The organism is Pseudomonas sp. SLBN-26, from assembly GCF_006715895.1.
Classification (GTDB): domain Bacteria; phylum Pseudomonadota; class Gammaproteobacteria; order Pseudomonadales; family Pseudomonadaceae; genus Metapseudomonas; species Metapseudomonas otitidis.
Window position 1 is genome coordinate 2026766 of sequence record NZ_VFOB01000001.1, and the last position, 20333, is coordinate 2047098.

Here is a 20333-nt window from a genome sequence, read left to right on the forward strand (position 1 = left end):
TCCCCCGCTGCCCATCCCCCGGCAGCCCTCGATTGCCCCAGCTCACCAGACAGCACGCAGGTCCTAGCGGGTCGGCAGGCTCTCGTCGTCCGCCTGCACCTGCTCCAGCCCGGCCCGATCCCAGCCGCCGCCCATGGCCGCGATGAGCTGCACGCTGGCGGTGAGGCGACTGCCGGTGAGGGTGAGCACGCTGCGCTCGTTGGACAGCGCCGTGGCCTGGCTGCTGACCACGCTGCTGTAGTCCTGCGTGCCGGCCTTGTACTGGTTGCTGACCAGGCGCAGGGCCTCGCGGGCGGCGTCCAGCGCCTGTTGCTGCACCCCGCTCTCCTCTTCCAGCACGGCCAGTTGCACCAGGTAGTCCTCCACCTCGCGGAAGCTGGTGAGCACGGTCTGCCGGTAGGTGGCGACGGTCTGGTCGTAGCCGGCCTCGGCCTGCTCCACCTGGGAGCGGATGCGGCCGCCGTCGAACAGGTTGAGGGCGAACTCGGGGCCGATGGACCAGAAGCGGTTGGGCGTGGTGATCCAGTCGTGCAGGCTGCTGGTGCGGTAGCCGCCGCTGGCGGTGAGGTTGAGGCTCGGGTAGTACGCGGCCTTGGCCACGCCGATCTGCGCGTTGGCAGCCATGACCTTGCGCTCGGCCGAGGCCACGTCGGGGCGGCGCTCCAGCAACTGGCTCGGCACCAGGGCCGGGACCGCGGGCAGGCTGGGGATGCCCTCCACCTCCGCCAGGCTGAAGGCCGACGGCGGCTCGCCGATCAGCACCGCGATGGCGTTCTCCAGCTGCGCCCGCTGGTACTTCAGGTCGATGGCCTGGGCCTCGGTGCTTCTCAGCTGGGTGGTGGCCTGGGCCACGTCGGCGCCGGTGACGATGCCGGCGCGGAACTGGTTCTCGGTGAGCTTCAGGGCCCGCTTGTAGGCCTCGACGGTGGCGTCCAGCAGACGCTTCTGGGCGTCGAGCACGCGCAACTGCAGGTAGCTCTGCGCCAGCTGCGACTGCTGGCTGAGGCGCACGGCCGCCAGGTCGGCGGCGCTGGCCTGGAGGCTGGCGTCGTCCGCCTCCAGCTGGCGGCGCAGCTTGCCCCACAGGTCCAGCTCCCAGCTCACGCCCAGGGTGGCGCTGTAGCTGTTGGAGATGGCACCGCTGCCCCCGCCGCTGTTGACGGTGGAGCCGTCGGACAGGCGCACGGTGCTGCTGCCGCCGCCCTGGCCGGAGCGGGTCTTGCTGGCGTTGGCGTTCACCGAGGGGAAGAACGAGGCACTCGCGCCACGGGCCAGCGCCTGGGCCTGGCGGTATTGGGCGACGGACTGGGCGAGGGTCTGGTTGGAACGCTCCAGGCGCTGCTGCAGGTCGTTCAGCACCGGGTCGTTGTACAACTCCCACCAGGCGCCACGGGCCAGGGTGTCGGCCGGCGCGGCGGCCTTCCAGCCCTCCACGTGCTTGAACTGGGCAGCGCTGGCTGCGTCCGGGCGCTGGTAGTCGGGGCCCACGGCGCAGCCGGCCAGGGCGACCGCAAGGGCCAGGGCCGGGAACAGAAGGCGGGCATGGGGATTCATAGCGGTGTCTCCAGCGAAGCGTCGGTGCGCACGCCGCGCCAGCGGTTGAAGCGATGGCGCAGGCGGTCGAGGTACAGGTAGACCACGGGGGTGGTGTAGAGGGTGAGGATCTGGCTCAGCACCAGGCCGCCGATGATGGTCACGCCCAGCGGCTGACGCATCTCCGCGCCCTCGGCGCCGCCGATCAGCAACGGCACGGCACCGAGGATGGCCGCCAGGGTGGTCATCAGGATCGGCCGCAGGCGCAGCAGGCAGGCGCGGTGGATCGACTCCGCCGGCGACAGGCCATCGTTGCGCTCCAGTTGCAGCGCCAGGTCGATCATCAGGATGGCGTTCTTCTTGACGATGCCGATGAGCAGGAACAGCCCCAGCAGCGAGATCAGGCTGAACTCGCCGCCCAGCAGCTGGATGGTCAGCAGCGCGCCCACCCCCGCCGACGGCAGCGTCGAGAGGATGGTCAGCGGGTGGATGTAGCTCTCGTAGAGGATGCCCAGCACCAGGTACACCAGCAGCAGCGCAGCGAGGATCATCCACGGCTGGTTCTGCTGGCTGCTGGCGAAGGCGTCGGCGGTGCCGCCCAAGCGCGCGATCACGCTGCTGGGCATGCCGATGGCCGCCACCGCCCGTTCGATGGCCACGGTGGCCTGGTCCAGGCTCACCCCCGGCGCCAGGTCGAAGGAAATGCTCTCCGAGGCGAACTGGCCCTCGTGGTTGACCCGGTCGTTCTCCAGGCTGCGCTCGTAGCGGGCGATGGCCGAGAGCGGCACGCGCTGGCCGTCGGCGGTGATCACCTGCACCTGCTCCAGGGTCGACGGGTCCTGGGCGTACTTCGGGTTCACCTCCATCACCACCTGGTACTGGTTGAGGGTGTCGTAGATGGTGGAGATCTGCCGCTGGCTGTAGGCGTTGTTGAGCACCGTGGTGACCATCGCCATGTCGATGCCCAGGCGCTTGGCCGCGTCCCGGTCCACCTTCAGGGTCACCTGCTGGGCGCCCTCGCCTTCCCGCGCGTCGATGGCGGTCAGCTCCGGCAGGGATTTCAACGCGTCGGTCACCTTGGGCAGCCAGGTGCGCAGGTCGGCCAGCTCGCCGGCCTGCAGCACGTACTCGTACTGGGAGCTGCGCTGCTCGCGGGAGCCGCCGGTCATGATGTCCTGGTCGGCCATCAGCATCAGCCGGCCGCCGGGCACCTGGGGCATTTCCTTGCGCAGCCGCTCGATCACCTTCTGGGCGGAGAGCTGGCGCTCCTTGATCGGCTTCAGCCGCACGATCATGAAGGCGTTGTTGATGCCGCCGCTGCCACCGATGAAGCCGGCCACGCTCTCCACCGCCGGGTCCTTGAGCACGGCACGGCGGAAGATCTCCATCTTCGGCTGCATCACGCTGAACGAGAGGCCGTCGTCGCCACGGACGAAGCCGATCAACTGGCCGGTGTCCTGCTGCGGCAGGAAGGTCTTGGGCACGATCACGTAGAGCGCGACGTTGAGGCCGATGGTCACCAGCAGGCTGGCCAGGGTCAGGCGCGGGTGGCGCAGGGCCCAGCCGAGGCTCACGTCATAGAGCCGCGTCATGCGCTCGTGGATGGCCTCGCTCCAGCGTTGCATGCGGCTGTCGGCATCCGGCACGTGAGGCTTGAGCCAGCGCGCGCAGAGCATCGGCGTGAGCGTCAGCGACACCAGCAGCGACACCAGGATGGCCGCCGTCAGGGTCAGGGAGAACTCGCGGAACATGCGGTCGATGATGCCGCCCATGAACAGGATGGAGACGAACACCACCACCAGCGACAGGTTCATCGACAGCAGGGTGAAGCCCACCTCGCGGGTGCCCTGCAGCGCTGCCTTGAACGGCGGCATGCCCTCGTTGATGTGCCGGGCGATGTTCTCCAGCACCACGATGGCGTCGTCCACCACCAGCCCGGCGGCGAGGATCAGCGCCATCAGCGACAGCACGTTGAGGGAGAAGCCGCACAGGTACATCACCGCGAAGGTGCCCACCAGCGACACCGGCACCGCCAGCGCCGGAATCAGCGAGGCACGCAGGCTGCCGAGGAACAGGTAGACCACCAGTATCACCAGCGCCACGGCGATCAGCAGGGTGCGCTCGGCCTCGTGCAGGGTGGCGCGGATCACCGGCGAGCGGTCCATGGCCAGGTTCAGCTTGACGCTGGCCGGCAGCACCGCCTGCAACGCCGGCAGCTGGGCCTTGATGCTTTCGATGGTCTCGATGATGTTGGCGCCGGCCTGGCGGTTGATCACCAGCAGCACCGCGTCCTGGTCATTGAAGAAGCCGCTGTTGTAACGGTCCTCCACGGCGTCGCGCACCTTGGCCACATCGCCCAGGCGCAGGGCCGCGCCGTCCTGGTAGCGGAGGATCAGCGGCGCATAGTCGGCGGCCTTCTCCAGCTGGTCGCTGGCGCCCACCTGCCAGTGGCGCTCGGCGTCTTCCACCGCGCCCTTGGGGCGGCGCTGGTTGGCGGCGGCGATGGTCTTGCGCACGTCATCCAGGGCGATGCCGTACTGGTTGAGCAACTGCGGCTCCAGCTCCACCCGCACCGCCGGCAGCGAACTGCCGCCGATCTGCACCTCGCCCACGCCCTTAACCTGGGACAGGCTCTGCGCCAGGATGGTCGAGGCCAGGTCGTACAGCTGGCCCTTCTCCAGCACGTCGGAGGTCAGCGACAGCACCATGATCGGCGCCTGGGAGGGATTGACCTTCTTGTAGGTGGGCATGCTGCGCATACCGCTGGGCAACAGGTTGCGCGAGGCGTTGATGGCCGCCTGCACGTCGCGGGCGGCGCCGTTGATGTCCCGGTCCAGGTCGAACTGGATGATGATCCGCGTCGAGCCCTGGCTGGTGCGGCTGGTCATCTGGGTGATGCCCGAAAGCGTGCCCAGGGAGCGCTCCAGCGGCGTGGTGACGCTGGAGGCCATGATCTCCGGGCTGGCGCCGGGCAGGCTGGCCTGCACGGTGATCACCGGGAAGTCCATCTGCGGCAGCGGCGAGACCGGCAACAGGCCGAAGCTCACCCCGCCCAGCAGCATGATCGCCAGGCTCAGCAGCAGGGTCGCCACCGGCCGGCGGATGAAGGGAGCGGACAGGTTCACGGCGCCGCTCCGGCCGGGGTAGCCGGCACGTGGCGCATCATGCCGCCACCCCTGCCGCGCTGCGGCCGGTGAAGCGCCGCGAGAGGCGGTCGAAGAACAGGTAGATGACCGGCGTGGTGAACAGCGTCAGCACCTGGCTCACCAGCAGGCCACCCACCATCACCAGGCCCAGGGGCTGGCGCAGCTCCGCGCCGGAGCCGCTGGCGAGCATCAGCGGCACGGCGCCGAACAGCGCGGCCAGGGTGGTCATCAGGATCGGCCGGAAGCGCAGCAGCGCCGCCTGGTAGATGGCCTCCTCCGGCGCCATGCCCTGGTGGCGCTCGGCCTCCAGGGCGAAGTCGATCATCATGATCGCGTTCTTCTTGACGATGCCGATCAGCAGGATGATGCCGATGATGGCGATCAGCCCCAGGTCATTGCCCGACAGCAGCAGCGCCGCCAGGGCGCCGACGCCGGCCGAGGGCAGCGTGGAGAGGATGGTCACCGGGTGGATGTAGCTCTCGTAGAGCACGCCGAGGACGATGTACATGGTCACCACCGCCGCCAGGATCAGCAGCAGCGTGCTCGACAGCGAGGCCTCGAAGGCCGCCGCCGCACCCTGGAAGCGGGTCTGGATGCCTTCCGGCAGGCCGATCTCCTGCTGCACCCGCTCGATCACCTGCACCGCCTCGCCCAGGGCCACGCCCGGCGCCAGGTTGAAGGAGAGGTTCACCGCCGGGAACTGGCTGATGTGGTTCACCACCAGGGACGACTGGCGCTCCTGGATGCGCGCCAGGGTCGCGAGCGGCACCTGCACGCCGTCGGTGCCGGCCACCCGCAGCTGCTCCAGGGCCTTGGGCCCGATGCGATCACCGGTGGCGGACTCCAGCACCACGCGGTACTGGCTGGCCTGGGTGAAGATGGTGGAGATCTGCCGCTGGCCGAAGGCGTCGTAGAGCGCATCGGTGATGGCCGAGACCTCCACGCCCAGGCGCCCGGCCATGTCGCGGTCGATGTCCAGGTACACCTGCAGGCCCTTGTCCTGCAGGTCGCTGGCCACGTCGGACAGCTCCGGCTGCTGGCGCAAGGCGTCCACCAGCTTGCCGGTCCACTCGCGCAGCAGCTCGGCGTCCGGGGACTCCATGCTGAACTGGAACTGGGTACGGCTGACCCGGTCCTCGATGGTCAGGTCCTGCACCGGCTGCAGGTACAGGCGGATGCCCACCAGGCGCTCCAGCTGCGGCTGCAGGCGCTGGATCACTTCGCTGGCGGTGACGTCGCGCTCGCCGTGGGGCTTGAGGTTGATCAGCATGCGCCCGCTGTTGAGGGTGACGTTGTCGCCGTCGACGCCGATGTAGGAGGTCAGGCTGGCCACCGCCGGGTCCTTGAGGATCACCTCGGCCGCCTGCTGCTGGCGCTCGCCCATGGCGCGGAACGACACCGACTGCGGCGCCTCGGTGATGCCCTGGATGACGCCGGTGTCCTGCACCGGGAAGAAGCCCTTGGGCACCGCCAGGTACAGCACCACGGTCAGCGCCAGGGTGCCGAGGGCCACCAGCAGGGTCAGCGCCTGGTGGCGCAGCACCCAGCGCAGGCCATGGGAATAGCGCTCGATCATGCCGTCGATGAAGGCGCCACTGGCGCGGTAGAAACGGCCCTGCTCCTTCTCCTCCGGCTCGGGCTTGAGCAGCCGCGCGCACATCATCGGCGTCAGGGTCAGCGACACCACCAGGGAGATCAGGATGGCCACCGCCAGGGTGATGGCGAACTCGCGGAACAGCCGCCCCACCACGTCGGCCATGAACAGCAGCGGGATCAGCACCGCGATCAGCGAGAAGGTCAGGGAGATCAGCGTGAAGCCGATCTGCCGGGCGCCCTTGAGCGCGGCCTCCAGCGGCGTGGCGCCCTCCTCCAGGTGGCGGGCGATGTTCTCCAGCATGACGATGGCGTCGTCCACCACGAAGCCGGTGGCGATGGTCAGGGCCATCAGCGTCAGGTTGTTCACCGAGAAGCCGGCCAGGTACATCACCCCGAAGGTGCCCACCAGGGACAGCGGCACGGCGATGGAGGGAATCAGCGTGGCGCTGAAGCGGCGCAGGAACAGGAAGGTCACCATCACCACCAGGGCGATGGCCAGCATCAGCTCATGCTGCACGTCGCGCACCGAGGCGCGGATGGTCTGGGTGCGGTCGGTCAGCACCATCACGTCCAGGCCCGCCGGCAGGTTGGCGGTCATCTTCGGCAGCAGCTCCTGGATGCGGTCCACCACCTCGATGACGTTGGCGCCGGGCTGGCGCTGGATGTTCAGCAGCACGGCCTGGTTCTGGTTGGCCCAGGCGGCCAGGCGCTCGTTCTCGGCGCCTTCGACGATGGTCGCCACGTCCTTCAGGCGCAGCGCCGCACCGTTCTTGTAGGCAAGGATCAGGTTGGCGTACTCGTCCGCCGACTTCAGCTGGTCGTTGGCATCCAGCATCGAGGTGCGCGTCGGGCCGTCGAAGTTGCCCTTGGGCTGGTTGACGTTGGATGCGGTGATCAGCGAACGCACGCTGGAGAGGTTCAGGCCGTTGGCCGCAAGTGCCTCCGGGTTGACCTTGATGCGCACCGCCTGGCGCTGGCCACCGGCGATGCTGACCATGCCGACGCCGCTGATCTGCGACAGCTTCTGCGCCATGCGCGTGTCCACCAGGGTGTGCAACTGCGGCAGCGGCAAGGTGCGCGACATCACCGCCACGGTCAGCACCGGGGTGTCGGCGGGGTTGACCTTGTTGTAGACCGGCGGCGCCGGCAGGTCATTGGGCAGCAGGTTGGTGGCGGCGTTGATGGCCGCCTGCACTTCCTGCTCGGCCACGTCCAGCTGCACGTCCAGGTTGAAGCGCAGGGTGATCACCGAAGCGCCGCCGGAACTGGTGGAGGACATCTGGTCCAGCCCCGGCATCTGCCCGAACTGGCGCTCCAGCGGCGCGGTCACGGCACTGGTCATCACGTCCGGGCTGGCACCCGGGTAGAGCGTCATCACGCGGATGGTCGGATAGTCCACCTCCGGCAGCGCCGACACCGGCAGCAGGCGGTAGGCGATCAGGCCGGCCAGCAGGATCGCCAGCATGCTCAGCGTGGTGGCGACCGGCCGCAGGATGAACAGGCGGGAGATGTTCATACGCCTTGTTCAGCCTTGCCGCCCTGCTCGCCCTTGTCGGCGCCCTGCAATTGCTCGCTCGGCGCGGCCGGCACGGTATCGCTGTCGTGCACCACTTCCACGTCGCTGCCGTCGCGCAGGCGGTCGGTGCCTTCCAGCACCACCCGCTCTCCGGCCTTGAGGCCACTGCGGATCACCGTGCGCTCACCGTCGCTGGGGCCGGTTTCGAGCTTCTGCACCCGCACCTTCTTCTTGCCGTCCAGCACGTAGGCGAAGGTGCCCTGGCTGCCGAACTGCACCGCAGCCGAGGGCACCAGCACGGCCTGGGCCAGGGTGTCGGCCAGCAGGCGCACGTTGACGAACTGGTTGGGGAACAGGGTCTCGCTGTCGTTGGCGAAGCGCGCCTTGAACTTAAGGGTGCCGGTGGTGGTGTCGATCTGGTTGTCCAGGCTCTGCAGCACGCCCTCGGCCTGCTTCAGGGTGTCGCCCCGGTCCCAGGCCTCCACCGGCATCGCCTGGCCGCTGCGGAAGCGGCTGACCACGCCGGGCAACTGGTTCTCCGGCAGGGTGAAGGTGACGCTGATGGGGCGGTTCTGGGTGATCACCACCAGCGGCGTGGTGTCGCCGGTGCCGACCTGGTTGCCCAGGTCCACCTGGCGCAGGCCGACGCGACCGGCCACCGGCGCGCGCACCTGGGTGAAGCTGAGGTTCAGCTTGGCCTCGGCGACGGCGGCCTGGTTGGCCTTGACCGTGCCCTTGTACTGGCCCACCAGCGCTTCCTGGGTGTCCAGGGTCTGCTTGGCGATGCTGTCCTCGGCGTACAGGCCGCGGTAGCGGGCCAGGTCGATCTCGGCGTTCTTCAGCTGCGCCTGGCTCTGCAAGAGCGTGCCTTCGGCCTGCTGCAGGGCGACCTCGTAGGGGCGCGGGTCGATCACCGCCAGCAGGTCGCCGGCCTTGACCTGCTGGCCTTCCTCGAAGGCCAGCTTGACCACCTCGCCGCTGACGCGGGCCTTGACGTTCACCGTGTTCAGCGCGGTGACCGTGCCGAGGGCCTTGTAGTAGACGGGGAAGTCACCCTGGGTGGCGGCGGCCACGCGCACCGGCACCGGGCCGCTGAACGGGCCGAAGCCCGGGCGCGCCATGCCGGCCGCTCCCGGACGGGTGCGGGGCTCCTCGGCCTTGTGGCCGGAGGCGGCGGGCCATAGCCACCAGATCAGCGCCACCAGGGCGAACAGACAGACAAGGATGAGCGGCCAACGCCGGGCGGGACGAGCGTGCGGGTCTTGGATCGAGGGCATGATTCTGCGGTCGGTTCGTGCGAGAGCGTGCACGATAAGCACTCGGCGGGGCCAGGCAAAGCCTCTTTACCGCCTATTTACCCATTCCTTACCCCTACGAGGGCGCGGCCTTGAGCGGTGGCGGCCCTTGGCGGCCCGCTGCGCAACTGTCACAACACCTTTCCGCCCCCGTTCTTGTCCATCCGCGCGTACCGCGCGACCATGCGCGCTCGCCTTTCCGCTTCCTGGGAGTGCCCCGTGTTCGAACGACTCAAGCAGCAGTTCTCCACCCTGCGCAGCCGCGCCGATTTCCACGCCCTGCGCATCGTCCGCCAGAGCGGCGAGCACTGCCAGGTACGGCGCAACGTCGCCGAGCCGCCGTTCTTCTCCAGCGACCTGGGCGCCATGCTCAGCGTGCGCATCGGCGGCGTCGAAGCCTATGCCGCCACCAGCGACCTCAGCACCGCCGGCCTGCAGCGCGCCCTCGACCTGGCCGAAGCGCGCGCCCGGCTGATCGCCCCGTACAACCTGGTGGACGCCCGCGTCGCGCCGCCCCAGGGCCGCGCCGACTACCGCTCCCCCGGCCTCGACCAGCCGCTGCCCGGCATCGCCGAGCGCATCGAACTGCTGCGCGAGGAATCCGCCGCGGTGCCCTCCGACCCGCGCCTGGTCAACTGGACCCTGCTGCTCAGCGTCGACCGCCACGAGCAGCTCTACCTCAACAGCGCCGGCGCCGAGCACTGGCAGGAGCTGCAATTCGTCTACCCCGGCGCCAGCGTCACCGCCTTCGACGGCCACGACAGCCAGACCCGCAGCTTCGGCGGCTACCACGGCGGCCAGCAGGGCGGTGCCGAGGTCATCCAGCGCCTGGGGCTGCGCGGCGCGGCCCCGCGCGTGGCCGACGAGGCGCTGCAGCTGCTGCTGGCGCCCAACACCCCGGAAGGTCCGCGCGACCTGCTGCTGATGCCCGAGCAGATGATGCTGCAGATCCACGAATCCATCGGCCACCCGCTGGAGCTGGACCGCATCCTCGGCGACGAGCGCAACTACGCCGGCACCAGCTTCATCCGCCAGGAAGACTTCGGCCACTACCAGTACGGCTCGGCGCTGCTCAACGTCAGCTTCGACCCGGGCATCCCCGAGGAACTGGCCAGCTACGGCCACGACGACGATGGCAGCGCCGCCCGGAAGACCCTGCTGATCGAGAAGGGCCTGCTCCTGCGCCCCCTCGGCGGCGCCCTCTCGCAGCAACGCAGCGGCCTGCCGGGCGTCGCCAACAGCCGCGCCTGCAGCTGGAACCGCGCGCCCATCGACCGCATGGCCAACCTCAACATCGAGCCCGGCGACCAGCGCCTGGAGCAACTGATAGGCGGCATCGAGCGCGGCATCCTGATGACCACCAACCGCTCCTGGTCCATCGACGATGCGCGCAACAAGTTCCAGTTCGGCTGCGAATGGGGCCAGCTCATCGAAAACGGCGAGCTCAAGGGGGTGGTGAAGAACCCCAACTACCGGGGCATCTCCGCCAGCTTCTGGCGCAGCCTCGCGGCGGTGGGCGACGCCAGCACCTTCGAAGTGCTCGGCACCCCCTTCTGCGGCAAGGGCGAACCCAACCAGGTGGTGCGGGTGGGCCATGCCTCCCCCGCCTGCGTATTCAGCCAGGTCGACGTATTCGGAGGTGCCGCCTGATGAGCATCCAGATCGACACCCGCGAAGCCGGCTTCGCCGCCCTCGCCGACGCCCTGCGCCAGGCCATGCGACCCGGCGAGGACTTCACCCTGTGGTACAGCGCCGAGGCCTCCGACTTCATCCGCTTCAACCACGCCCGCGTGCGCCAGGCCGGCCACGTGTCCCAGGCCGGCGCCACCCTGCAGCTGATCGCCGCCGAGCGCCAGGCGCAGATGGCCGTCACCCTTTCCGGCCAGCCGGACGAAGACCGCCAGCGCCTGGCCGACGGCCTCGAACGCCTGCGCGCGGTGATCGGCCAGTTGCCGCCCGATCCCTACCTGATGCCCGACCGCACGCCCTGGCAGCGGCGCCACGTCGACACCCAGCCGCTGCCCGACCCGGCCACCGTGCTGCCCTGCATCAGCGCCGCCGCCGAAGGCCTGGACCTGGTCGGCATCTACGCCGCCGGCCCGCTCTACCGGGGCTTCGCCAACAGCTGGGGCGCCTTCGGCTGGCACAGCGCCCATTGCTTCAACTTCGACTTCAGCCTGTTCCACGCCAACGGCCAAGCGGTGAAGGCCGACTACGCCGGCCAGGGCTGGAACGACGACGAATTCCATCGCCGCTTCGCCGCCGCCCGCGCCCAGCTGGAGCACCTGGGCAAGCCGCTGCGCGTGCTGGCACCCGGCGGCTACCGCGCCTACATCGCCCCGGCGGCGCTGGAGGAGATCACCGGCATGCTCTGCTGGGGCGGCTTCTCCGCCCGCGCCCTGGCGACCAAGGAAAGCCCGCTGCAACGCCTGGACGGCGACGGCGCCCGCTTCAGCCCGCTGCTGGGCCTGCACGAGCAGGTGGCCGGTGCCCTGTCCCCGGCCTTCACCGCCGAAGGCTCGCCGCGCAGCGATGTCGCCCTCATCGAACAAGGGCGCCTCACCGGTCGCCTGGTGGGTTCGCGCAGCGCCCGGGAATACGGCCTGGCCGGCAACGGCGCCAGCGGCGACGAGAGCCCCCAGGCCCTGGTGATGGACGCTGGCACCCTGCCCGAGGCGGACGCCCTCGCCGCCCTCGGCACCGGGCTCTACATCGGCAACCTCTGGTACCTGAACTGGTCCGACCTGCCCGCCGCCCGCATCACCGGCATGACCCGCTTCGCCACCTTCTGGGTGGAGGACGGCCGCATCCAGGCGCCGGTCAGCACCATGCGCTTCGACGACAGCCTCTTCGACCTCTTCGGCGAGCAGCTCGAAGCCCTCACCGCCGAACGCCAGCTGCGCCTCTCCGCCAGCACCTACGGCGAACGCCAGACACTCTCCTCCCTGCTCCCCGGCGCCCTGGTCAAGCGCCTGCAGCTCACCCTGTGAGCCCCCGCCCGGCCCAGGCGCCCTGGGCCGGGCCGGCTCAGTCGGCCGTGCCCTTGGCCGGGCGTACGTGGCGCGGCAGCACGGCGAGGAAGTTGTCCCGTGCCACCTGGCGCGCCACCGCCTCGGGCAAGGCATCAAGGAAGGGGTCGTAGGCGCTCAGGTACTCGCCCAGGCCGTCGAAGCGGCCGACCACGTCGGAGCCGAGCATGAAGCGCTCGGGGTAGCGCTTCACCAGCGCCACCCACTGCGGGTCGGCGCGGCCGTCCCGGTCCAGCAGGTAGGGCTGCAGCACCGTCCAGGACAGGTCGACATAGAGGTTCGGGTAGCTCTCCAGCAGGCGCTCCAGGGTCGGCAGGAGGAAGTCCAGCTTCGTCTGGTGGCGGTGGATCTCCTTGCTGGTGCCGGCGTGGGCCCAGATGAAGCGCACGTGGGGGTGGTTGCGCAGCGGCTCTTCCAGCTCCGCCAGGTACAGCGGGTTGCGCTCGCGCTTGGAGGTGATGTTGGAGTGCAGCATCACCGGCAGGTCGTATTCGGCGGCCAGGTGGTAGACGCGGGCCATGGCCTCGTTGTTGGCCCGTGGCGTGTCGCCGTCGATCAGGGCGGTGAGGTCGTCGTGGCGGGTGAACACCTCGCCGATCCCCTGCCACAGCCCCGGGTCCAGCTCCAGCATCCGGCGGATATGGGCATCGGCGTTCTTGTCGTTGGGGTTGAAGCCGCTGAGGAAGGGGTGGAAGCGCCCGCGTTGCGCCTCCGGCAGGCGCTTCACCGCATCGGCCACCAGCACGTCGGTGGCGCTGTACCAGTAGGCGCCGGCATCGTCGCCGGCGTAGTAGCGCGGGCGCTTGGGCTCGTCCTCGTGCCACTTCTTGGCCACCGGCACGCCGGCAATCATCACGTGGTCGATGGCGCCCTTGTCCATGGCCTCAAGCAGCGGGCGCATGCCGTCGCTTTCCTGGAAGAAGTCCACGTAATGCAGGTGCGCGTCGCTGTAGTGGTAGTCACGCGCCTGCGCCGCCAGCGCGCAGAACGCCAGCATTGTGGCCAGGCAGGTTCGGGTCAGGGGCAAGGCAAGGTCCTCCAGGGTGCTTGCCGAGGTAGACCCGCGCTTCGCTTGCCGGGTTCAGAGAATGATCTGACCGGATTTACGGATTATGCTTGCCCAGCTGCCACGAGAGCCTCCGCCATGAAACGCTGCCTCCCGCTGCTTCTCGCCTGTGTTGCCTGCACCGTCGGCGCCGCCGAACGCCTGGTCTACCCGATGCATTCCCACGGTGCCGACCCGGAGGCATACGTGGTCGAGCTGCTGCGGCTGGCCCTGGACCACAGCGGCGGCGACTACCGCCTGGAGCCCAGCCTCGAACCGGTGCCGCAGTCCCGCGCCCAGTACTCCCTGGAGCAGAACGACGGCAACTTCCAGGTGATGTGGGCCATGACCACGCGGGAGCGCGAAGCGGTGCTCGCGCCCATCCGCATCCCCATCTACAAGGGCCTGATCGGCTGGCGCGTCCCACTGGTACGGGCAGACCAGGCCCAGCGCCTGGCCAGCATCAACAGCCTGGACGACCTCAAGACGCTGCGCATCGGCCAGCGCCATGACTGGCCCGACACCGCCATCCTGCGTGCCAACGGCCTGACCGTGCTCACCTCGCCGAGCTACGAAGGCCTGTTCCGCATGCTCCAGGCCGGGCGCTTCGACCTCTTCCCCCGCGAGGTGGTGGTGGCCTGGGACGAGGAAAAACGAGCCCGCGAACAGGGCCTCGACCTCGCCGTCGACGAGCACCTGGTGCTGCACTACCCCACCGCCCTCTATTTCTTCACCTCGAAGGCGCGCCCAGACCTCACGGCTGCCCTCGAGCGCGGGCTGGAGCGGGCCATTGCCGATGGCAGCTTCGAGAGGCTGTTCCAGCGCCGCCACGGCGAGAGCATCCGCCGCGCCCGCCTGGACCAGCGCCGGGTGATCGAACTGCAGAACCCCGACCTGCCCGACACGGCGCCCCTCGGCCGCGCGGAGCTCTGGTACGACCCACTGGCGCGCCCGGCCAGCGCCCGCAACGCCATGGCGGACGGAAAATCCCGGGAACACCCGGCCCGCTTGCAGGCTCCAAACACCACGGCCCCCGTGCACACGCCGGGAGCCCCATGAACCCACGACCCGAGGACTGCCGATGACCATCACCGTCACCACCGAATCCGCCGACGGCTACCGCCACGCCATCCGCGTCGACGAAACCCACGAGCTGTTCACCGACATGCCCAAGACCCTGGGCGGCGACGGCAGCGCGCCCGAACCCCATGACTACTTCGACACCGCCCTCGGCGCCTGCAAGGCGCTGACCGTCACCTACTACGCCCGCCAGCACGACATCCCGCTGACCGGCGTGGGCGTGGAAGTGGTCCACGACAGCAGCCGCGAGAAGGAGGGCCACTACGGCGTGAGCGTGAAGTTGACCCTGCGCGGCGCCCTCACCGACGAGCAGCGCGCCACCCTGCTGCGCATCGCCGACAAGTGCCCGATCCACAAGCTGATGACCACCACCGAGGTGAAGATCGAAACGCGCCTGGCCGAAGGCAACTTCAGCCAGTGACGCCACCGGCTCCGGCGCGGCGCTATGCTTGCCGCTCAGCCCGCCGGAGCCGCCCATGACCAACCCCCTCGTGATCCGCCCCCGCCCCGAAGACGTGGCGGGGCTGCCCATCCTCCGGCCGATCCCCTCGGCCCAGTGCCGCAGCGTCGGCCCCTTCGTGTTCTTCGACCACATGCTCGCCACCGCCTTCGCCCCCGGGCAGGGCATGAACGTGCGCCAGCATCCGCACATCGGCCTCTCCACCCTCACCTACCTGTTCGAGGGCACGCTGCAGCACAAGGACAGCCTCGGCTCCGACCAGCGCGTGGGGCCCGGTGACGTCAGCTGGATGACCGCCGGCGCCGGCGTCGCCCATGTCGAGCGCACCCCGGCCGAGCTGCTCGCCAGCGGCTCGCGCCTGCACGGCCTGCAGGTGTGGCTCGCCCTGCCCCGTGAGCAGGAGCAAGGCGCCCCCCGCTACAGCCACCACCCCGCCGCCAGCCTGCCGCAGCAGGACAGCCTGGGGGTGAGCATCCGCCTCATCGCCGGCCACGGCTTCTGCCTGGAATCCCCCGTGCCGGTCACCAGCCCCACCCTCTACGCCGAGCTGCGCCTGCAGACCGGCGCCACCCTGCTGCTGCCCGACGAGCACCCGCAGCGCGCCCTCTACCTGCTGGATGGCGAAGCCCTGCTCGACGACCAGCCCCTGGAACGCCACAGCCTCACCGTGCTCTCCGAGGGCGAGACCTTCAGCCTCAGCGCCTGCAGCGAAGCGCACCTGGTGATGATCGGCGGCGCCCCCCTGGACGGCCCGAGGCGGATGAACTGGAACTTCGTCGCCAGCGACCCGACCCTGATCGACGCGGCCCGCCAGCGCTGGGCAGCGGCCGACTGGCCGGTGGTGCCGGGGGAGCAAGAGCGGATCGAACTGCCGCGTTAAGCTGGCGAACGCCGCAGCAACAGCAACAGCGCTCGACTCATGAAAAAGCCCCCGGCAACCTGGGTCACCGGGGGCCCTCCACAGCTGCCGAACAGGCCTCACTCCACCCGTTCGTAAGGCAGGCCCACATAGTTCTCGGCGATGTTCACCAGCCCCGCCCGGGAGCTGAGGAAGTACTCACGGTCGGCCTGCTGCATCTTCTGGTCCCAGGCGTCCTGGTGGCCGTTGAAGTCGTGCAGCAGGTTGGTCATGAACCAGCTGAAGCGTTCACCCTTCCAGACCCGGCGCAGGGCCAGTTCGGAGTACTTCTCCAGCAGGTCGGTGCGCCCTTCGCGGTAGACCTTGACCAGGATGCGGTAGAGGTAGCAGACGTCGGACGCCGCCAGATTCAGGCCCTTGGCGCCGGTGGGCGGGACGATGTGGGCGGCATCCCCCACCAGGAACAGGTGGCCGTACTGCATGGGCTCCACCACGAAACTGCGCAGCGGGGCGATGCTCTTCTCCAGGGACGGCCCGGTCACCAGACGCTCGGCCACCTCCTCCGGCAGGCGCGCCTTCAGCTCGGTCCAGAAACGCTCGTCGGACCAATCCTCCACCTTGTCCGTCAGCGGCACCTGCAGGTAGTAGCGGCTGCGGGTCAGGGAACGCTGGCTGCACAGGGAGAAGCCACGCGGGTGCTGGGCGTAGATGAGTTCCTCGTGAACCGGCGGGGTGTCGGACAGCAGGCCCAGCCAGCCGAAGGGGTACACGCGCTCGTACTCGGTGAGCACCCCGGCCGGGATGCTCTGGCGCGACACGCCGTGGAAGCCGTCGCAGCCGGCGATGTAGTCGCAGTCGACCCGGACCTGCTCGCCAGCGTGCTCGAAGGTGACGTAGGGGCGCTCGCCCTTCAGCTCGTGCAGCGCCACGTTGCTGGCACCGTAGAGGGTCGGCGCACCGCTGGCGGCGCGGGCCTCCATCAGGTCGCGGGTGACCTCGGTCTGGCCGTAGACCATCACGCTCTTGCCGCCGGTGAGTTCGCTCAGGTGGATCGGCACCCGCTTGCCGTCGAACACCAGCTCGACGCCCTCGTGCACCAGTCCCTCGGCGTCCATCCGGGCACTCACGCCGGCCTCGCGGAGCATGTCCACCGTGCCCTGCTCCAGCACGCCGGCACGGATGCGGCCGAGAACGTAGTCGGGGGTCTGGCGTTCGATGATGAGGGTGTCGATACCGGCCTTGTGCAGCAACTGGCCGAGCAGCAGGCCCGAAGGACCGGCACCGATGATGGCAACCTGGGTTTTCATTGTTCTTGTCTCTCAGTGAGGCGTTGCGGCCCGATGGCTGACAGCGACCGCAAACGAGTGGCTTGGATGCCCCTGCATTTTTGCTGACAAGAATGGGAAAAGAAGGGTGCTTTCCGCGCCAGGAATTGCACTTTTGAAAACAGCGTCCGATTATCGGGCAGCCATCCACCGCTGATCCGTACCAGGCCCTCCATGACCGACCGCATCCCCGGCGTGCCCGTGTTCAAGCTCTACGGCGAGAACCAGGCCTGGCCGACCCCCGACCTGCTGCATTGCGAGTCCATCCCCAAGCGCAGCAGCCTGCACCACTGGGAGATCAAGCCGCACCGCCATGCCGACCTGTTCCAGCTGCTCTACGTGCAGCGCGGCCAGGCGGTGGTGGAGGTGGAAGGCCGGCGCAGCCCGGTCGACGAACCCTCCATCCAGGTGACGCCGCCGCTGTGCGTCCACGGCTTCCAGTTCTCCGAGAACATCGAGGGCTACGTGCTCAGCCTCGGCGCGCCGCTGGTGGAACGCCTGGAACAGCAGCTGGGCGCGCCGCTGGCGGTGCTGGCCTCCTCGGGCTGCTACCCGGTGGGCCGCGACCGCCGCTACATCAGCACACTGTTCGCCGCCCTGCTGCAGGAGTACGAAGGCAGTGCCGCCTCCCGCGACCTGGTGCTGGCGTCCCTGGTCAACGTGCTGGTGGTGTGGATCACCCGCCAGCGCCAGCAGAACACCCCGCCCAGCGGCCGCGACGAGCGCAACCGGCAGCTGCTGGGCCGCTACATCAAGCTGGTGGAACAGCACTACCGCGAACACCTCTCGGTGGAGACCCTCGCCCACCGGCTGGACCTCTCCAGCGTCCACCTCAATACCCTGTGCCGCCGGCTGGCGGGCCAGAGCGCGCTGCAGATCATCCACCAGCGCCTCTTGCTGGAGGCCCGGCGCAGCCTCATCTACACCAACATGACCATCGCCCAGGTCTCCGACAGCCTGGGCTTCAGCGATCCCACCTACTTCTCGCGCTTCTTCCGCCGCCTCAGCGGCCAGTCGCCCAACGCCTTCCGCCAGGCCAACGACCGCCCCGCCGAGCACGGCTAGGGCGGCCGGCGCAGCCGGTCACTGGTAGGCGCCGGCGGCGTAGGTCAGCTCATAGCTGTGGCTGTAGATCTCCAGGATGTTGCCGAAGGGGTCTTCCATGTAGACCATCCGGTACGGCTTCTCACCGGGGAAGTACTCACGGATCGGCATGCGCTGCTTGCCACCGGCGGCGACGATCCGGGCCGCCAGGCCCTCCACGTCCGGGTCCTGCACGCAGAAGTGGAACACCCCGCCCTTCCAGTACTGGAACTCGCCGGACGGACGCTCGGCATTGGGGAACTGGAAGATCTCCACGCCGATGCGATCACCGGTGGACAGGTGGGCGATGCGGAACGAGCCCCACCCCGCACCGAACACGTCGGTGCACATCACGCCGATGGCCGAGTCGTCCTCGGTGATGGTGGTGGGCGGCATGATCAGGTACCAGCCGAGCACCTCGGTGTAGAAGGTCACCGCCGCATCGAGGTCGGTCACCGAAAGGCCAATGTGGGAAAAGCTGCGGGGATAGGTCGCGGTCATGGCGAAAGCTCCTGTCGTTGATGATGGGAGCAGCCTAAGGACGCATCGCTATAATTAGAACCACGCCACGATTATTGAATTGATAAGTTATCGTTATGCTCAATCCCCAATGGCTGTTGACCTTCGAACACCTGGCCGAGCTGGGCAACTTCACCCGCACGGCTGAACGCCTCGACCTGACCCAGGCTGCAGTCAGCCAGCACATCCGCCACCTGGAAGAACGCCTCGGCCCGCTGCTGATCCGCCGGCCCCGGCAGATCGAACTGACACCCGCCGGCCACGCCCTGCTGGACTACTGCGGCGAACTGCAGCGCGCCGACCAGCGCCTGCGGCAGCGGCTGGACGAGACCCGGGCCGACGAGGGCGACATCAGCCTCATCAGTCCCGGCAGCATCGGCCTGGTGCTCTATCCCCTGCTGCTGGACCTGCAGCAGGCCAATCCGGGCCTGGTGGTGCGCCACCGTTTCGCGCCGGACAGCGAAGTGCTCGCCGCCGTGCTGGACAACCGCTTCGAGCTGGGGCTGGTCAGCCTCAGGCCGGACGACGCCCGCCTGGAGGCCCGGCTGTTTGCCGAAGAGCCCCTGGAGCTGGTCCTGCCGGCCGGCGAACAGGCCCGCGACTGGAGCGACCTGCAGCGCCTGGGCATGATCGACCACCCCGACGGCCAGGCCATGGCCGGCCGCCTGCTGAGCCGCTGCTTCCCCGGCCATCCGGGCCTGCACAGCCTGCCGCTGCGAGGCTTCAGCAACCAGGTCGGCCTGATCCTCGAACCCGTCGCCCGTGGCCTCGGCTTCGCCGTGCTGCCGCGCTACGCCCGCCAGGCCTTCGCCAACCAGGCCGCAATCCAGGTCGCCGAGCTGGAGGCGCAGGTGGTGGACAGGCTCTGGCTGATCCACCGCGCCGAGTGGCCCCTGTCCAGCCGGGCCGAACGGGCCATCGAGCACCTCCAGCGAGGCCTGGTCGCGCTCCCCTGACGGCCTGCATCGTTTTCCCTCGCCTGTGGTCTCATAAGGCCCCTCCCCCTGACCAGGAGCCTCACCATGGCCGTACTCGGCGTCGATGTCGGCGGAACCAAGCTGCTCATGCTTGCCGGCGAGCCCGGCAACCCCCGGAGCCGCAAGGTGGCCACCGGCCCGAACTTCACCCTGGCACAACTGAAACAGGCCCTCGCGGCGTTCATCCAGGACCTGGGCGAGCCGGTGGAGCGCATCGGCATCGCCCTGCCGGGGCTGGTGATCGGCGACCACGAACTGCGGCTGTCGGACGTGCTGCCCGCCCTGCAGGGCCTGAAGGCCGACGACCTCGCCTCCCTCGCCGGCCGGGTGCGACTGATCAATGACGTCAGGGCCGCCCTGCACCACGAAACCGCCGCCGAACCGAATGTCGACACCGCCGTCGTCATGATCGGCACCGGCATTGGCGCGGCCATCCAGCAAGGCGGCCGGGTGCTGGAGGGCAGCCGTGGCTGGGCGGGCGAACTGGGCAGCATCCCCCTCGCCACCGACGACGGCCCGCGCACGCTGGATCAGTTGGCCAGCGGCGCCAGCCTCCTGGCCCGGGCCGGGGTGGATGCCGCCACCCTCAACGCCCGGCTGGCCGCCGGCGATCCGGCCACCCAGGCCCTCGTCCGCCAGGCCGGCCACTGCCTCGGCCTGGGCATCGCCACCCTGGTCAACCTGCTCAACCCCCAGCGCATCGTCTTGGGCGGCGGCACCCTGCACTACCCCGGCTACCTCCAGGCCGCCCTCGACGCCGCACAACGGCACAGCCTGGAAGACCTCTGGAACGCCTGCAGCATCACCCGCTCGGGCAATACCGAGCAGATGGCCGCCCTGGGCGCCCAGCGCTTCGCCGCCCGTTGAGGG

General features: G+C 69.3%; 15 protein-coding genes. 8 read left to right on the forward strand and 7 right to left on the reverse strand.

The features are described from left to right. Positions 1–63 precede the first annotated feature (63 nt). From FBY21_RS09375 to FBY21_RS09390, 4 genes are read right to left on the reverse strand one after another with little or no spacing between them, the layout of a single operon-like run. Entirely contained in the window at positions 64–1554 is a 1491-nt protein-coding gene (locus tag FBY21_RS09375) for an efflux transporter outer membrane subunit (RefSeq protein ID WP_142010568.1), read from the reverse strand. Then, the gene (locus tag FBY21_RS09380; RefSeq protein ID WP_142010569.1) at positions 1551–4658 is read right to left on the reverse strand and encodes an efflux RND transporter permease subunit; all 3108 of its coding nucleotides are present in this window, start codon (positions 4656–4658) and stop codon (positions 1551–1553) included. The genes FBY21_RS09375 and FBY21_RS09380 overlap by 4 nt, the downstream gene beginning before the upstream one ends. A gap of 37 nt (positions 4659–4695) precedes the next feature. Next, positions 4696–7791: an MdtB/MuxB family multidrug efflux RND transporter permease subunit gene (locus FBY21_RS09385; protein ID WP_142010571.1), complete on the reverse strand. Its 3096-nt coding sequence runs from the start codon at positions 7789–7791 to the stop codon at positions 4696–4698. Continuing rightward, positions 7788–9068, reverse strand: coding sequence for an MdtA/MuxA family multidrug efflux RND transporter periplasmic adaptor subunit (locus FBY21_RS09390; RefSeq protein WP_142010573.1), 1281 nt, complete (start codon positions 9066–9068; stop codon positions 7788–7790). Before FBY21_RS09390 ends, FBY21_RS09385 begins: the two co-directional genes overlap by 4 nt. A gap of 237 nt (positions 9069–9305) precedes the next feature. Between FBY21_RS09390 and FBY21_RS09395 the strand changes: the two genes are divergently transcribed. Together FBY21_RS09395 and FBY21_RS09400 are read left to right on the forward strand one after the other, a co-directional pair. Continuing rightward, positions 9306–10736, forward strand: a complete 1431-nt coding sequence (locus FBY21_RS09395; RefSeq protein WP_142010576.1) for a TldD/PmbA family protein — start codon at positions 9306–9308, stop codon at positions 10734–10736. Next, a complete protein-coding gene (locus FBY21_RS09400; protein WP_142010578.1) occupies positions 10736–12076 on the forward strand; it encodes a TldD/PmbA family protein in 1341 nt (446 codons plus the stop codon). Before FBY21_RS09395 ends, FBY21_RS09400 begins: the two co-directional genes overlap by 1 nt. A gap of 37 nt (positions 12077–12113) precedes the next feature. On the opposite strand, the gene FBY21_RS09405 is transcribed toward FBY21_RS09400, so the two are convergent. Continuing rightward, entirely contained in the window at positions 12114–13112 is a 999-nt protein-coding gene (locus FBY21_RS09405) for an amidohydrolase family protein (RefSeq protein ID WP_142016375.1), read from the reverse strand. Positions 13113–13259: 147 nt separating this feature from the next. Between FBY21_RS09405 and FBY21_RS09410 the strand changes: the two genes are divergently transcribed. From FBY21_RS09410 to FBY21_RS09420, 3 genes are read left to right on the forward strand one after another with little or no spacing between them, the layout of a single operon-like run. Then, positions 13260–14219: a substrate-binding periplasmic protein gene (locus tag FBY21_RS09410; RefSeq protein ID WP_142010580.1), complete on the forward strand. Its 960-nt coding sequence runs from the start codon at positions 13260–13262 to the stop codon at positions 14217–14219. 22 nt (positions 14220–14241) lie between these two features. Beyond that, a complete protein-coding gene (locus FBY21_RS09415; RefSeq protein WP_074969475.1) occupies positions 14242–14661 on the forward strand; it encodes an OsmC family protein in 420 nt (139 codons plus the stop codon). 55 nt (positions 14662–14716) lie between these two features. Further along, positions 14717–15580 (forward strand): pirin family protein, encoded by an 864-nt coding sequence (locus FBY21_RS09420; protein ID WP_142010582.1) that lies wholly within the window; start codon positions 14717–14719, stop codon positions 15578–15580. A 98-nt stretch (positions 15581–15678) separates the two neighbouring features. On the opposite strand, the gene pobA is transcribed toward FBY21_RS09420, so the two are convergent. Beyond that, a complete protein-coding gene (gene pobA, locus FBY21_RS09425; RefSeq protein WP_142010584.1) occupies positions 15679–16866 on the reverse strand; it encodes a 4-hydroxybenzoate 3-monooxygenase in 1188 nt (395 codons plus the stop codon). Positions 16867–17058: 192 nt separating this feature from the next. Here pobA and FBY21_RS09430 point away from each other — a divergent pair, with 192 nt between their 5' ends. After that, positions 17059–17949 carry a helix-turn-helix domain-containing protein gene (locus tag FBY21_RS09430; protein WP_142010586.1) on the forward strand — a complete coding sequence of 297 codons (891 nt, stop codon included), beginning with the start codon at positions 17059–17061 and terminating at the stop codon, positions 17947–17949. 18 nt (positions 17950–17967) lie between these two features. Here FBY21_RS09430 and FBY21_RS09435 read toward each other — a convergent pair whose 3' ends face one another. Then, positions 17968–18468, reverse strand: a complete 501-nt coding sequence (locus FBY21_RS09435; protein ID WP_044407880.1) for a lactoylglutathione lyase family protein — start codon at positions 18466–18468, stop codon at positions 17968–17970. Positions 18469–18563: 95 nt separating this feature from the next. Between FBY21_RS09435 and FBY21_RS09440 the strand changes: the two genes are divergently transcribed. Both FBY21_RS09440 and FBY21_RS09445 read left to right on the forward strand, forming a co-directional pair. After that, positions 18564–19442, forward strand: a complete 879-nt coding sequence (locus FBY21_RS09440) for a LysR family transcriptional regulator (protein WP_142010588.1) — start codon at positions 18564–18566, stop codon at positions 19440–19442. 66 nt (positions 19443–19508) lie between these two features. Next, positions 19509–20330, forward strand: coding sequence for an ROK family protein (locus FBY21_RS09445; RefSeq protein ID WP_142010591.1), 822 nt, complete (start codon positions 19509–19511; stop codon positions 20328–20330). Positions 20331–20333 lie beyond the last annotated feature (3 nt).